Annotated in this window: 13 protein-coding genes and 1 pseudogene; 2 read left to right on the forward strand and 12 right to left on the reverse strand. The window is 70.5% G+C overall.

Going from position 1 to position 12,921, the window contains the following annotated elements:
* Positions 1-185, forward strand: a pseudogene (locus MFF64_RS25600) (methyl-accepting chemotaxis protein); the annotation flags it as partial.
* A gap of 52 nt (positions 186-237) precedes the next feature.
* On the opposite strand, the gene MFF64_RS25605 reads toward MFF64_RS25600, so the two are convergent.
* The 11 genes from MFF64_RS25605 to ruvC all read right to left on the reverse strand — a co-directional run bounded on the left by MFF64_RS25605 (position 238) and on the right by ruvC (position 10,983).
* Positions 238-1,437 (reverse strand): phenylacetate--CoA ligase family protein, encoded by a 1,200-nt coding sequence (locus tag MFF64_RS25605; protein WP_099902618.1) that lies wholly within the window; start codon positions 1,435-1,437, stop codon positions 238-240.
* Positions 1,434-1,724 (reverse strand): PIN domain-containing protein, encoded by a 291-nt coding sequence (locus MFF64_RS25610; RefSeq protein WP_238192747.1) that lies wholly within the window; start codon positions 1,722-1,724, stop codon positions 1,434-1,436. Before MFF64_RS25610 ends, MFF64_RS25605 begins: the two co-directional genes overlap by 4 nt.
* Before the next feature lie 255 nt (positions 1,725-1,979).
* On the reverse strand, positions 1,980-2,243 hold the full coding sequence (locus MFF64_RS25615) for a UPF0175 family protein (RefSeq protein WP_099902616.1): 264 nt from the start codon (positions 2,241-2,243) through the stop codon (positions 1,980-1,982).
* Positions 2,240-2,521, reverse strand: a complete 282-nt coding sequence (locus MFF64_RS25620; RefSeq protein WP_099902614.1) for a type II toxin-antitoxin system Phd/YefM family antitoxin — start codon at positions 2,519-2,521, stop codon at positions 2,240-2,242. The genes MFF64_RS25615 and MFF64_RS25620 overlap by 4 nt, the downstream gene beginning before the upstream one ends.
* A 99-nt stretch (positions 2,522-2,620) precedes the next feature.
* On the reverse strand, positions 2,621-3,487 hold the full coding sequence (locus MFF64_RS25625; RefSeq protein ID WP_238192748.1) for an HpcH/HpaI aldolase/citrate lyase family protein: 867 nt from the start codon (positions 3,485-3,487) through the stop codon (positions 2,621-2,623).
* Positions 3,488-3,493: 6 nt separating this feature from the next.
* On the reverse strand, positions 3,494-3,988 hold the full coding sequence (locus tag MFF64_RS25630) for a MaoC family dehydratase (RefSeq protein ID WP_238192749.1): 495 nt from the start codon (positions 3,986-3,988) through the stop codon (positions 3,494-3,496).
* The gene (locus tag MFF64_RS25635; protein WP_099903217.1) at positions 3,985-5,931 is read right to left on the reverse strand and encodes an acetyl-CoA carboxylase biotin carboxylase subunit; all 1,947 of its coding nucleotides are present in this window, start codon (positions 5,929-5,931) and stop codon (positions 3,985-3,987) included. Before MFF64_RS25635 ends, MFF64_RS25630 begins: the two co-directional genes overlap by 4 nt.
* Positions 5,932-5,938: 7 nt before the next feature.
* Positions 5,939-7,546, reverse strand: a complete 1,608-nt coding sequence (locus MFF64_RS25640; RefSeq protein WP_238192750.1) for a carboxyl transferase domain-containing protein — start codon at positions 7,544-7,546, stop codon at positions 5,939-5,941.
* A gap of 25 nt (positions 7,547-7,571) precedes the next feature.
* Entirely contained in the window at positions 7,572-8,744 is a 1,173-nt protein-coding gene (locus MFF64_RS25645; RefSeq protein ID WP_099903575.1) for an isovaleryl-CoA dehydrogenase, read from the reverse strand.
* Between the two features lie 272 nt (positions 8,745-9,016).
* Complete coding sequence (locus MFF64_RS25650) at positions 9,017-9,247, reverse strand: hypothetical protein (RefSeq protein ID WP_099903573.1); 231 nt, start codon at positions 9,245-9,247, stop codon at positions 9,017-9,019.
* A gap of 1,178 nt (positions 9,248-10,425) precedes the next feature.
* The gene (ruvC, locus tag MFF64_RS25655; protein ID WP_099902061.1) at positions 10,426-10,983 is read right to left on the reverse strand and encodes a crossover junction endodeoxyribonuclease RuvC; all 558 of its coding nucleotides are present in this window, start codon (positions 10,981-10,983) and stop codon (positions 10,426-10,428) included.
* 183 nt (positions 10,984-11,166) lie between these two features.
* Here ruvC and MFF64_RS25660 point away from each other — a divergent pair, with 183 nt between their 5' ends.
* Positions 11,167-11,922, forward strand: a complete 756-nt coding sequence (locus MFF64_RS25660) for a sulfite exporter TauE/SafE family protein (protein WP_099902059.1) — start codon at positions 11,167-11,169, stop codon at positions 11,920-11,922.
* A gap of 82 nt (positions 11,923-12,004) precedes the next feature.
* On the opposite strand, the gene MFF64_RS25665 is transcribed toward MFF64_RS25660, so the two are convergent.
* Positions 12,005-12,856 carry an urea carboxylase-associated family protein gene (locus MFF64_RS25665; RefSeq protein ID WP_238192751.1) on the reverse strand — a complete coding sequence of 284 codons (852 nt, stop codon included), beginning with the start codon at positions 12,854-12,856 and terminating at the stop codon, positions 12,005-12,007.
* Positions 12,857-12,921: the final 65 nt, after the last annotated feature.

A 12,921-nucleotide genomic window follows, 5' to 3' on the forward strand; every position in this document is an offset into this window, starting at 1 on the left:
ACGTCTCCCAGGCGGCGGCCGGCACCGGCGAGGTCACCGGCAACATCGCCGGGGTAGCGGGCGCGGCGGAGGAGACCGGGGCGGCGGCGAGCCAGGTTCTGGCCTCGGCCTCGGAACTGTCGCGCCAGTCCGAGCGCCTGACAGCCGAGGTCGAGCGGTTCCTGACACAGGTCCGGGCGGCCTGACGGCCGCAAGACGGTACAGGTCCGGGCGGCCCGAGGGCCGCCCCGCGATCCTTCAGCCCACCGGCCGCTCGTCGGCGATGACCTTGCCGTCGTTCGGCAGGCTGCCGGGGGCGACGAGGGCGACGGTGCCGCGCAGCTTCGTCACCGCCCGCAGCGTCTCGGTCACCGCCTCGGCGAGGGCGGTATCCGTCGTCCCGGCCTCCGCCCGCAGGGTCATGACGTCGGCCTCGTCGGCCCGGGTCACCACCAGGCGCAGGCGGCCGAGCTCGGGATGGCGGCGGGCGATCTCGGCGACCTGCTCGGGGCGCACGAACATGCCCTTCACCTTGGCGGCCTGGTCGGCCCGGCCCATCCAGCCGCGGATGCGGTTCCCACCCGGCAAAGCCGCCGTGAGGTCGCCGAGCGCGTAGCGGATCAGCGGCCGGTCGAGGTCGAGCACCGTGACGACGATCTCGCCGACCTCGCCCTCCGGCACCGGATCGCCTGTGCCCGGCCGCACGATCTCGAGGATCAGCCCGTCGCTGACGAGGAGGCCCGGTTCTCCCGGCGTCTCGTAGGCGATGAAGCCGACATCGGCGGTGGCGTAGGCCTGGCAGGCGGCAATGCCGCGCTCCCGGAACTCGGCCTGGAGCGAGGGCGGGAAGGCGGCGCCGGAGACCAGGGCCTTGACGAGCGACGACACGTCCCGCCCGGCCTTGGCGCCGGCATCGAGCAGCACCTTGAGGAAGTCCGGCGTGCCGACATAGCCGGCGGGCCGGTAGGCCTCGATCAGGTCGAGCTGCTGCTCGGTGTTGCCCGGCCCGGCCGGGATCACCGCGCAGCCGAGCGCCCGGGCGGCGGTGTCGAAGATGAAGCCGCCCGGCGTCAGGTGATAGCCGAAGGTGTTGAGCACCACCTCGCCGGGTTCGAAGCCCGCGGCCGCCAGCGCCGGCGCGCCGCCCCACGGATCCTCGCCCGCCCGCTGCGGCTCGAAGATCGGTCCCGGCGAGGTGAACAGGCGCGCAAACCCCCCGGCCGGCCCCGGCACGAAGCCGCCGAAGGGCAGGGCCTCGCGCTGGCGCGCCGGCATCTCGCCCTTGCGCAGCACCGGCAGGTGGGCCAGCGCCGCGCGGTCGGTCACCGTGGCGGGGTCGATCCCGGCGAGGTGGGCGGCGTAGGCGGGAGCCTGAAGGGCGGCGACGAGGGCGGCCGGGAGGCGGGCGAGGAGGGTGGCTTCGGGGGTGGTGGGAGTTTGGGGTTTGTCGTGGGTCATACGAGGCGTCCTCCCGGTTCGTGTTTGTTGGTGGAGCTGTGCAGATTCAGCTCTTGGTGTCGCTCTCCCAGCGATGTTGCGCCAATAGAGCGTCCAAGAGGAATGGGCGGCAACTTCGTCGCCCGCAGCCGTGCGATGGCATCCGGAAGATCGAGCAGACCGCGGCGAGCTGCCAGCGACAGCAGGCCGAGCGTGCCAGTGACGGCAAAGCCCCGCGCTCGGGCTCCCTGCACCCCGTCGCGGTCGTCCATCGGGATGAGGTCGGCGGCGAGCGCGCTGGCGAGCATGATGGTGGCCCGCTCTCCATCGTCCAGGGCATCAAGTCCGGATCGCCGTGGCCCAGCGTCGAATCGATCGCGAGCCAGGACGGCGGCGCGTCGATCCAGGCTCGCACCGCATTGGGTGTGGCCGGATGTGATAGGTCGCGCCGGACCGCCTCGGGAACGGCGACGCGCTTGACCAAGTGGGGGAGCTGGGCTTCCTGGCCGATGAGCACCAAATCGTTCAGCGGCCCAGTGTCGGAGGCGGCGAGGCACAAGACGTCACAGGCCGAGGCGATTGAGGTCGCGCAGATCCTGCATCAGGTCTGCGTAGTGGTAATCAGTATAGACACCTCGCTCCTTCAGGTAGGCATCGAGCGCCGTTCGGGTGCCGAAGCCGAGGAGACGGCGCAATTCGGGTTGTGTCAGCCGTCGAGCCCGAAACTCCTCCACGGCAAGCCCTTCCAGGGCGCGACGGGCAAGCGCGTCGCTGTCTGTGCCCATGCGCTCGGCGAGATCGTCGGGAATGCGGACCGTGAGGTTCATGGATCAGAGTCTAGCGTGGAAAGCGCCGCATGCGACGGGCAAGCGTCTTTCGCGGTGCCATGCTCGGGAAGCACCAGGTCCGCCCGGGGCTCGGGAGCGAGCAGCAGGTCCTTTAGGGTCGGCCGGGCCTCCTGCTGGAGGCGTTTCCACTCACGGATCGGCACGAGGACCGCCGCGTCCTCACTATCGGTCGTGACGAGCTGTGGGCCCTCTTTCAGGCAGGTATCGGGGATCTCGCCGAAGCGCGCCTCCGCGTCCTGAATGGGCCAGCTTTTCATGGGCAGGATCCCGCGTGCGTGGACGTTGCATCGTATCACGGAAGACGCGGAGCGGATGCTCGCCCCCGTGCGTCGCGACGGCGGCCTCCGGGCTTCGCGTCACCCCACCCGTGCCAGCAGCCGCTCCGCCCGCCGCAGGTGCGGCCGGTCGAACATCTCGCCGTCGATCCCGACCACGCCGACCCCCGGCGCCGCGGCGAAGGCGGCCACGACCTTGCGCGCCTGGGTGAGCGCAGCCTCGGTCGGCGTGAAGGCCTCGTTGATGACCGGAACTTGCGCCGGATGGATCGCCATCTTGCCGACGAACCCGTCGCGCCGGGCCTCCCGGCACTCGCGGGCCAAGCCCTCGAGATCGCGGAAATGGGCGTTGATGGTGTCGATGGCATCGACTTCCGCCGCCGTCGCCGCCATCAGGGTCAGGTTGCGGGCGAGCTGGAACGGCGCGCTCCAGGCGCCGTCCTCAGCCCTGTTGGTCTCGGCGCCGATGTCCGCCGAGAGGTCTTCCGCCCCCCAGGTGACGCCCGAGAGCCGCGGGCTCGCCCCGGGCAGGGTCTGGAGCGCGAAGACCGCCCGCGCCGTCTCCGTGGCGATCGGGAGAATGCGGGTGGCGCCGTCGGGAAGCCCGGCTTCCGCCTCGTAGACGGCGAGGCGCGCCCCGAGCTGCGCCACGTCGGGACCGCCGGCGGCCTTCGGCAGCATGATCCCGTCGGGGGCGTGCGGCATCACCGCCGTGAGGTCGTCCTCGGTCAGGCCGGTGTCGAGAGCGTTGACGCGGACGTAGAGCTTCGGCCGGCGGGCCTGCTCCTGCATCCGCGCCAGGAAGGCGGCAGCGACCTCGCGCGCTTTCGGCTTCTCCGCCAGCGCGACGGAATCCTCCAGGTCGAGGATCAGGGCGTCGGCGCCGACCTCCAGGCCCTTCTCCTGCTTGCGGGGGGAATCGCCGGGCACGAACAGCAGCGAGCGCATGGCTCTTCAAGCCTCCGCCGCAGGGCGCTTGCGCATCATCGCCTGGCGGCGGCACTCGGCCACCAGGGTGCCGTCCTGCTTGTAGGCGCGGTGGACGAACTCGACGATGCCGGCGGTCGGCCGCGAGCGCGACTCGCGCTTGGCGACGACCTCCGTGGTGACATTCACCGTGTCGCCCTCGAACAGGGGGGCGGGAAATCGCGTCTCGGTCATGCCGAGATTGCCGATGGTGGTGCCCACCGTCGTGTCGTTGACCGAAATGCCGATCATCAGCCCGAGCGTGAACAGCGAGTTCATCAGCGGCCGGCCCCACTCGGTCTCGGTGGCGCAGAAATGCGCGTCGATGTGGAGCGGCTGCGGGTTGAGGGTCATGTTGGAAAAGAGCATGTTGTCCATCTGCGTCACCGTGCGGGTGAGGCGATGGCGCAAGGTCGCGCCGACCTCGAAATCCTCGAAGTACAGCCCGCCGCGCGGGTGGGTCGAAGCCGGGATCGTGCTCACGCGGCGTCCTCCGTGGTCAGGGTGATCAGGCGGGCGCCCTCGGCGACCTGCTGGCCGGCCTCCGCCGCCACCTCGGCGACGGTGCCGTCGGCGGGGGCGGTGAGCGCGTGCTCCATCTTCATCGCCTCGACCACGGCGAGACGCTGGCCACGCACGACCGTGTCGCCCGGGGCGACCAGGACGGCGACGAGGCGGCCGTGCATCGGCGCCTTGATCGTCCCGCCCTGGTCGATGTGGTCGAGATCGACCGCGAAGGGATCGGGCGGGGAGAGGGCGATCTGGCGGCCCTCGGAGAGCACCAGCACGCCGCTCGGCGCCTCGATCACCGCGAGGGAGGCGGGCTCGGGGCCCGCTTGACCGTATTCCACGCTCGGCCCGGACGCGCTCCATTGCAGCACGGCCTCGGCCGGCTCGCCGTCGAGCACGAAGGGAAACACCTGCCGGCGGGCCTCGCTGAGCTGGAACCCGTCCGCCGCGTCCCAGGGCGAGCCGGCCGCGGGCGGGTTCTCCCGCGCCACCAACGCCCGGATGCCGGCGCGGATCGCGGCGTCGCGGTGCGGGCTGGGTGCCGTCAGGCCGGCGAGGTCGCGGTCGATGAAGCCGGTATCGAAGCGGCCCGCGCGGAACTCCTCCGCCTCGGCGAGCGCCTTGAGGAAGGCGACGTTGGTCTTCGGCCCCGCCACCCGGGTGCGGCCGAGGGCGTCTGCCAGCCGGTCGAGGGCTTCCGTCCGGGTCGCCCCATGGGCGATCACCTTGGCGATCATCGGGTCGTAGAACGGCGTCACCCGGTCGCCCGCCCGCACACCGGTATCGACCCGGATGCCCTCGCCCTCGGGCAGGTCGAGCGCCCGCAGGGGGCCGGTCGAGGGCAGGAAACCGTGATCCGGATCCTCGGCGTAGAGCCGCGCCTCGACGGCATGGCCGTGGATCGCGAGACCCGCCTGACCGACCGGCAGCGTCTCGCCGGAGGCCACCCGGAACTGCCACTCGACGAGGTCGTGGCCGGTGATTGCCTCGGTCACCGGATGCTCGACCTGGAGCCGCGTGTTCATCTCCATGAACCAGAAGCCGTCGGGCCGCAGCCCCTCGCGCCCGTCGGCGATGAACTCGACCGTGCCGGCACCGACATAGCCGACCGCCTTCGCGGCCTCGACGGCGGCGCGGCCCATGGCGGCGCGCACGTCCTCCGGCATGCCGGGGGCGGGGGCCTCCTCGATCACCTTCTGGTGGCGGCGCTGAAGCGAGCAATCGCGCTCGAACAGGTGGACGGCGTTGCCGTGGGCATCGCAGAAGACCTGGATCTCGACGTGGCGCGGGGACAGGACGTATTTCTCGACCAGCACCCGCGGGTCGCCGAACGCGTTCTGCGCTTCCCGCTGGGCCGAGGCGAGGGCGTCGGCGAAAGCCTCCGGCCCCTCGACCCGGCGCATGCCCTTGCCGCCGCCCCCAGCCACCGCCTTGATGAGGACCGGGAACCCGATCGCAGCGGCCTCCGCGGCGAGGAAGTCCGGGTCCTGGCGGGCGCCGTGGTAGCCCGGCACCACCGGCACGCCGGCCTTGGCAACCAGCGCCTTGGCGGCGTCCTTGAGGCCCATGGCGCGGATGGCCGAGGCCGGCGGCCCGACGAAGACGATGCCGGCCTCCGCGCAGGCCTCGGCGAAATCCGGCCGCTCGGACAGGAAGCCGTAGCCCGGATGGATGCACTCGGCCCCGCTCGCCCGGGCGGCGTCGAGGATGCGGTCGATGCGCAGGTACGACTCGGCGGCGGGCGCCGGGCCGATCGAGTGGGCCTCGTCGGCGAGGGCGACGTGGAGGGCGTCGCGGTCGGCCTCGGAATGGACCGCGATGGTGCGCATGCCGAGGCGTTTGGCGGTGCGGATCACCCGGCAGGCGATCTCGCCGCGATTGGCGATGAGGACGGAGGCGAGGCGGCGTGTGGTCATGGCATCCTCACATCCGGAACAGGCCGAACCGGGTCTCCGGCACCGGCGCGTTGAGGCAGGCCGAGAGGGAGAGGCCGAGCACGCGGCGCGTCTCCTCCGGCAGGATGATGCCGTCGTCCCAGAGCCGCGCAGTGGCGTAGTAGGGCGAGCCCTCCTCCTCGAAGCCGGCGCGGATTGGCGCCTTGAACGCCTCTTCGTCTTCCGCGCTCCAGGCGCCGCCGCCGGCCTCGATGTTGTCGCGGCGGACGGTGGCGAGCACGCTCGCCGCTTGCTCGGCCCCCATCACCGAGATGCGCGAGTTCGGCCAGGCGAACAGGAAGCGCGGGGAATAAGCCCGGCCGCACATGCCGTAATTGCCCGCCCCGTAGGAGCCGCCGACGATCACCGTGAGCTTCGGCACCGCCGCGGTGGCCACCGCCGTCACGAGCTTCGCCCCATTCTTGGCGATGCCGCCGGCCTCGACCTCACGCCCGACCATGAAGCCGGAGATGTTCTGGAGGAAAATCAGCGGGATCCGCCGCTGACAGCACAATTCGATGAAGTGCGCGCCTTTCAGCGCGCTCTCCGAGTAGAGGATGCCATTGTTGGCCAGGATCCCGACCGGCATGCCGTGCAGCCGGGCGAAGCCCGTGACCAGGGTGGTGCCGTAGAGCCGCTTGAACTCGTCGAACTCCGAGCCGTCGACGAGGCGGGCGATCAACTCGCGGGCATCGTACTGCTTGCGCAGATCCACCGGCACCAGGGCGTCGAGGTCGTCCGCGCCGTAGGCCGGATCGACGGGGCTGACGATGTCGAGGTCCGGGCGCTTGACGGTGTTGAGGCCGCCGACGATGCGGCGCAGGATCGCCAGCGCGTGGGCATCGTCGGTGGCGTAGTGGTCGGCGACGCCCGACAGGCGGGCATGGACGTCGGCGCCGCCGAGATCCTCGGCACTCACCACCTCGCCGGTCGCGGCCTTCACCAGGGGAGGACCGCCGAGGAAGATCGTGCCCTGGCGGCGTACGATCACGCTCTCGTCCGACATCGCCGGCACGTAGGCGCCGCCGGCGGTGCAGGAGCCCATCACGCAGGCGATCTGCGGGATGCCGGCGGCCGACATCTGCGCCTGGTTGTAGAAGATCCGGCCGAAATGCTCGCGGTCGGGAAAGACTTCCGTCTGCTGCGGCAGGTTGGCGCCGCCGGAATCGACGAGGTAGAGGCAGGGCAGGCGGTTCTGGAGCGCGATCTCCTGCGCCCGCAGGTGCTTCTTGACCGTCAGGGGGTAGTAGGTCCCGCCCTTGATGGTGGCGTCGTTGCAGACCACCATCACCTCGCGGCCGGCCACCCGGCCGATGCCGGTGATCACGCCGGCGGCGTGGATCTCCTCGCCGTACATCCCGTTCGCGGCCAAGCCCCCGACCTCCAGGAACGGCGAGCCCGGATCGAGCAGGCGCAGCACCCGGTCGCGCGGCAAGAGCTTGCCGCGGGCGACGTGGCGCTCGCGGGCACGCTCGGGCCCGCCGGCGGCGGCCTTGGCGCGGTGGGCCTTCAGGGTGGCGCGCAGCTGCTCCCAAGCCGCGCGGTTCTGCTCCGCCGCCCCGGAGGCGAGGTCGGCGCTGGTGGGGATGACCGGCATCGGCTGGGACCTCAGGCGGACTGTGTTACGCGGACTTGGCGAAGAGCTCGCGGCCGATCAGCATCCGGCGGATCTCGCTGGTGCCGGCGCCGATCTCGTAGAGCTTGGCGTCGCGGAGCAGGCGCCCGGTCGGGTAGTCGTTGATGTAGCCGTTGCCGCCCAGCAGCTGGATCGCGTCGAGGGCGCATTGCGTCGCCCGCTCGGCGGCGTAGAGGATCGCGCCCGCGGCATCCTCGCGAGTGGTCTCGCCGCGGTCGCAGGCCTGGGCCACGGCGTAGACATAGGCCTTGGCGGCGTTGGTCGACACGTACATGTCGGCGAGCTTGCCCTGGACCAGCTGGAACTCGCCGATCGCCTGGCCGAACTGCTTGCGCTCGTGCACGTAGGGCATCACCACGTCGAGGCAGGCCTGCATGATGCCGAGCGGCCCCGCCGCCAGCACCGCCCGCTCGTAGTCGAGGCCCGACATCAGCACGTTGACGCCGCGGCCGACCTGGCCGAGCACGTTCTCCTCGGGGATCTCGCATTCCTCGAAGACCAGCTCGCAGGTGTCCGAGCCGCGCATGCCGAGCTTGTCGAGCTTCTGGGCGGTCGAGAACCCCTTCATGCCCTTCTCGACCAGGAAAGCGGTGATGCCGCGCGGGCCGGCCTGCGGGTCGGTCTTGGCGTACACCACCAGGGTCTCGGCGACCGGGCCGTTGGTGATCCACATCTTCGAGCCGGTGAGGACGTAGCGGTCGCCCCGCTTCTCGGCGCGGGTGCGCATCGACACCACGTCCGAGCCCGCGCCCGGCTCCGACATCGCGAGCGCCCCGACATGCTCGCCGGAGATGAGCTTCGGCAGGTACTTGCGCTTCTGCGCGTCCGAGCCGTTGCGGGTGATCTGGTTGACGCACAAATTCGAGTGCGCGCCGTAGGACAGGCCGACCGAGGCCGAGGCCCGCGACACCTCCTCCATCGCCACGCAATGGGCGAGGTAGCCGAGGCCGAGCCCCCCGTACTCTTCCTCGACCGTGATGCCGTGCAGGCCGAGCGCCCCCATCTCGGGCCACAGGTCGCGCGGGAAGGTGTTGGTGCGGTCGATCTCCTCGGCCCGCGGCGCGATCTTGTCCCGCGCGAAGGTGCGCACGCTGTCGCGGATCGCCTCGGCGGTCTCGCCCAGGCCGAAATTGAACTCACGCGCGGCGTTCGGGATCATCGGCGCCCTCCCTGGATTTTCCGCATTTATACGAACGATCGTTTTTTAAGACAAGCCTCCCTGCACCCCCTGCGTGGCGCCGGCCGGTCCCGAACGTGGAGCATGCCGCCGTGCTGCGCGACGTCGCACGTGGGCCATGGCCCGATCGGCCTGATTGCGCGAAGGGCTGCCGAGGGTGGAAAGGAGTCGGTTGGCCTTTCGGACATCCTCGTTGCGCGCGGCGAGCTCGGCCGCTCGGCGCGTCAGCATGTCGAAGCGCTGGAGATCGGCCTTCAGGGCATCGATGTCGGCGACGGGACCGACGTGCCGCTCGCGCGACAGGCGTCGATCCGCTCGATGACGGTGGCGAAGAAGCTCTCGTAGCTCTCGCGCTGCTTGGCGATCTGGGCGTCGTCACGCGACACGACGGCGTTGCGCACCGCCTGTCGGGTCTCGGCGAGGTTGCTCCGCAGGTCGGTGAGAGCGGCCCTGCGGACGAAGGGGCCGTCAATGACGGCGTTCATGCGCTCGTTGCCCTCGGACAGTTCCTGGATGCCGACGTAGAACCTTGTCGATCGCAGCAGAAGTGGCCTTCAGCTCACAGAGCAGTCAGTATGGCTACGGCTGCCAAGATGATACCTGGCACGTTCGCGCAAACGAGGGGCCAATCCTTTCGGGTTCTGAAGGCGCCATATGCCGCCCATAGCGCCGCAGCGACAAGCGCGGCGGCGGGCTGAATCACGGAGCCTTTATTTCCATCAAGGTTTCGCGCGATCTGATCGATGTAAGCGAAGAACATCGATACGGAAGCCGCCGTGGCAACCCACCCTATGATCGCGATTGGCGGACGCCCCTTTACCGTCGTCTGCGGTTTAGTTGTCACGGCGCTACCGGCTGCCGGATCTATCATTCAACCTCCTGAATCATGGCTTTTTCCCTCAGCGACGGGTCGCGCCGCTTGTAGCGCGACAAGCTGAAAGTGGATCAGTCCGCCGCGCCGGACGGGCACGCCAGGGCTCGGCAGTCTGCTCCATGAGCCGGTCGAAAAATGCGCGCCAGGGTCGCTACACGACAAGTTTGAAACGTCCGTGACGCACGCTGGCAGACGATCTGGCAGCGCGAAGACCCTCGATCGGTCGGGTTCCAGCCGAGCAGTGGGGACCACCTGGAGTTGGGCGTCCGGATCCGGGACCCCAATGTCGCCATCGAGCAGGCCGACGAGCCCGCGATCCTGGTCGCGCACAGCCGTCCTGGCCCCTGGTCGCGCATCGGACGGCTCTCACAAGGCGGGTCGTCGAACCCTTCCTTGTCGCGGTTTCCGATCCGGACGGATCTGGCTTTCCCGGGAGGAAGCCGGCACGTTCGCCGATGTGCCGTCTGCTCCGTTGCCGTTGTCGACCACGTCCGCTCAGACGCGGGGCGTGACTGTACGGAGAAGAAGAGCGCGCCGCCAGAACGGCAATTGGGTGAACGGCTTCCTCCGCTCACCGTTTTAGGGCTCCCACGACGACCATTAGGGAAATCGGCCGCCTATCGAAGACCCGTATGAACGTACCCTGGCGCACCACCGGCTTTGGCATGTTTTTGATGCCAGCAAGGACCGTCCACAGAGAACCGGTCTGGTGGAATGCCTGAAGCGGACATCATGAGGGTCCGCAATGCGTCGAAAGCGGCCTCTCGCGGAGCCGATCGGGCCCTCGTCCTAACCCTGCGCCACCGCCCGGGCGATCCGCGCCGCCGCCGGCCCCGCCGCTGCGGCATGGGCCGCCGCCCGGGCCCGGGCGGCCCGGTGGCTGGCATGGGTGATCGCCACTGCCAGCGCGTCGGCGGCGTCCGCCGTGTCGGCGGTGGCTTTGGGAAGGAGGAAGCGCACCATGGCGCCGACCTGGTCCTTCTCGGCGTGGCCGGCACCGACCACGGTCTTCTTCACCAGGTTGGCGGCGTACTCCGCCACCGGCAGGCCGGCCAAAGCCGGCACCAGCAGGGCGACGGCGCGGGCGTGACCGAGCTTCAGGGTCGCCTGCGCGTCCTTGTTGACGAAGGTCTCCTCCACCGCCGCCTCGTCGGGGAGCAGCGTGGCGACGACCTTGCTCAGGCCCTCGTGCAGGGTGCGCAGGCGGGTGGCGAGGTCGTCGTCGCCGTCCGAGGTCACGGTGCCGCTCGCCACGAAGGCGAGGCGGGTGCCCGTGACGGTGATCAGGCCCCAGCCGGTGCGGCGCAGGCCCGGATCGATGCCGAGGATGCGGATCGGTTCGCTCATCGCCGCTCGGGTATCCTTGCCGTTGGTGCAGGCGGCGCCCGCAGCATGCCGCGACTTCGTCCCGGCGCGAAGAGCGCCGGTGTGTAGCCGGGAAATCGGCTCGCCGCTACCGCGGGACGTTCCGTGAACACTCTTGGCCCGAACATCCTTGACGAATCGTGGCTGGGGCGGCGTGGTGACGTTATGTCGCTCGATCTCGCCACCCTTCTGCCCCTCGATGCCCGGTCCGCCACCCTGTTCCTCGCCGCCCTCGTCGGCGGGCTGGTGCGCGGCTTCACCGGTTTCGGCTTCGCGATGGTCTTCGTGCCGGTCGCGGCCGCCGCCGTCGGGCCGGCGGCGGCGGTCGGGCTGATCTGGGTCGTCGACGCGCCGTTCTCGCTGTGGTTCGGCGCCCGCTCCGCCCGGCGGGCGACCTGGCGCGAGGTGATCCCCCTGCTCGTCGGCTCCACCGCCCTGCTGCCCGTCGGTGTCTGGCTCCTCACCCGGCTCGACCCCGATCTCACCCGCTGGATCACCGCCGGCGCGATCCTGCTGGCGCTGGCGGCCCTCGTCTCGGGGTGGCGGTATCGCGGCGTCCCCTCGCTGCCGCTCTCGCTCGCCACCGGCGGCGCCTCGGGGCTGGCGAGCGGCTTCGCGGCGCTGGGCGGCATGCCGCTCGCGGTGTTCTGGCTCGCCAGCCAGCGCGCCTCGGGGGCCCAGGTCCGCGACAACCTGATGGCCTATTTCGGCCTCTCGACCCTGGTCTCAGGGATCGTGTTCACGGCGACCGGGGTGCTGTCGGGCCCCCGCTTCACGGAAGCCTTGCCGCTGCTCCTGCCCTACGGTCTCGGCCTCGCGATCGGATCGCACGGCTTTCGCCTCGCCTCCGACCGGGTGTTCCGGACCGTGGCCTACGCGGTGATCCTGGTGGCGGTCTGCCTGGCGCTGCCCTTGCGCTAAGCCTCATTCGCCGGGGCGGTCACCGGTTCGGCGAACGAAGCCGACAACGAGATCGACGCAGAGGTGCGCCATGCGACTCCGCTCAGGCCTTGTCCCACCAGCCCTTCTCGGCGTGGAGCCCGTGCTGGCCGCGATAGGGCGCCACGCCCGGGCTCTGCCAGCCCGCGATCAGCTCCGGCGCCAGCCGGTAGATCTCGACGCCCAACGGCCGGCAGACGTCGATCGGGTCGCGGGCGTCCGGGCCCCAGAGCGGCACCGAGAGGTCGCCGCCCGGGCAGGTCGAGAGGGCGCAGAGCAGGTCGATCTCGGCGAAGAACTCGAGGTAGTCGCCGGGCTTCGCCGGGCAGTCGCGCATGAAGTACAGGTCGTCGTGGTTGAGGCCGGTGACCTGGAACACGTTGAGCACGTCGTGCACGTCGAACTCGGTCAGGCCGAACGGCATCACCGCGCGGACCAGGTTCGAGTGGCAGTGGAAGTGGAAGTCCTGGCCGGTGAGCAGCTTGTTGACGTAGGGATCGCAGCGGGTGCCGAGCAGGTCGTGGACCCGTCCGCCATACTCGTCGGTGCCGTAATGGCTCAAGCTGTCGGCCGTGATGGTGACGAGCGGGCGCAGGAACGGCAGGGTCGACCACAGCCGGTCGAAGGTCGTGACATGGGCGCCCTGGAGCTGGCGGGTGCGCGCGGCCCACAGCCGCTCGCGCGGATCGTGCCGGTTCCAGATGTTGAGGTCGCCGACCTGCGGTCCCTCGGGCGCCACGACCCGGAAGACGTGGCCCGCCGGCACGCTCCAGGCCCGCCCGGTGCGGATCGGGATAGTGAACGCGTCCACCAACTCGCGCCCGCCGGTCCCGGCGGCGATCCGCTCGTAGAACGGCCGATCGACCGACAGGGCCGAGCCCTCGCTGACCTGATAGGCGGCCGGAAAATCCTTCATGCCGTGCGCTCCTGGCGGGTATGACGCGCCCTGGAGTGGCAGAAGAGCGGGGGCGGGGCAAACCG

Source organism: Methylobacterium frigidaeris, assembly GCF_022179185.1.
Lineage (GTDB): Bacteria > Pseudomonadota > Alphaproteobacteria > Rhizobiales > Beijerinckiaceae > Methylobacterium > Methylobacterium frigidaeris.

Excerpts from the sequence above, each read along its gene's own strand:
- MFF64_RS25605 (WP_099902618.1), bottom strand. The coding sequence starts at position 1,437 with ATGACCCACGACAAACCCCAAACTCCCACCACCCCCGAAGCCACCCTC.
- MFF64_RS25610 (WP_238192747.1), bottom strand. The coding sequence starts at position 1,724 with ATGCTCGCCAGCGCGCTCGCCGCCGACCTCATCCCGATGGACGACCGC.
- MFF64_RS25615 (WP_099902616.1), bottom strand. The coding sequence starts at position 2,243 with ATGAACCTCACGGTCCGCATTCCCGACGATCTCGCCGAGCGCATGGGC.
- MFF64_RS25620 (WP_099902614.1), bottom strand. The coding sequence starts at position 2,521 with ATGAAAAGCTGGCCCATTCAGGACGCGGAGGCGCGCTTCGGCGAGATC.
- MFF64_RS25625 (WP_238192748.1), bottom strand. The coding sequence starts at position 3,487 with ATGCGCTCGCTGCTGTTCGTGCCCGGCGATTCCCCCCGCAAGCAGGAG.
- MFF64_RS25635 (WP_099903217.1), bottom strand. The coding sequence starts at position 5,931 with ATGACCACACGCCGCCTCGCCTCCGTCCTCATCGCCAATCGCGGCGAG.
- MFF64_RS25640 (WP_238192750.1), bottom strand. The coding sequence starts at position 7,546 with ATGCCGGTCATCCCCACCAGCGCCGACCTCGCCTCCGGGGCGGCGGAG.
- MFF64_RS25645 (WP_099903575.1), bottom strand. The coding sequence starts at position 8,744 with ATGATCCCGAACGCCGCGCGTGAGTTCAATTTCGGCCTGGGCGAGACC.
- MFF64_RS25650 (WP_099903573.1), bottom strand. The coding sequence starts at position 9,247 with ATGAACGCCGTCATTGACGGCCCCTTCGTCCGCAGGGCCGCTCTCACC.
- ruvC (WP_099902061.1), bottom strand. The coding sequence starts at position 10,983 with ATGAGCGAACCGATCCGCATCCTCGGCATCGATCCGGGCCTGCGCCGC.
- MFF64_RS25660 (WP_099902059.1), top strand. The coding sequence starts at position 11,167 with ATGTCGCTCGATCTCGCCACCCTTCTGCCCCTCGATGCCCGGTCCGCC.
- MFF64_RS25665 (WP_238192751.1), bottom strand. The coding sequence starts at position 12,856 with ATGAAGGATTTTCCGGCCGCCTATCAGGTCAGCGAGGGCTCGGCCCTG.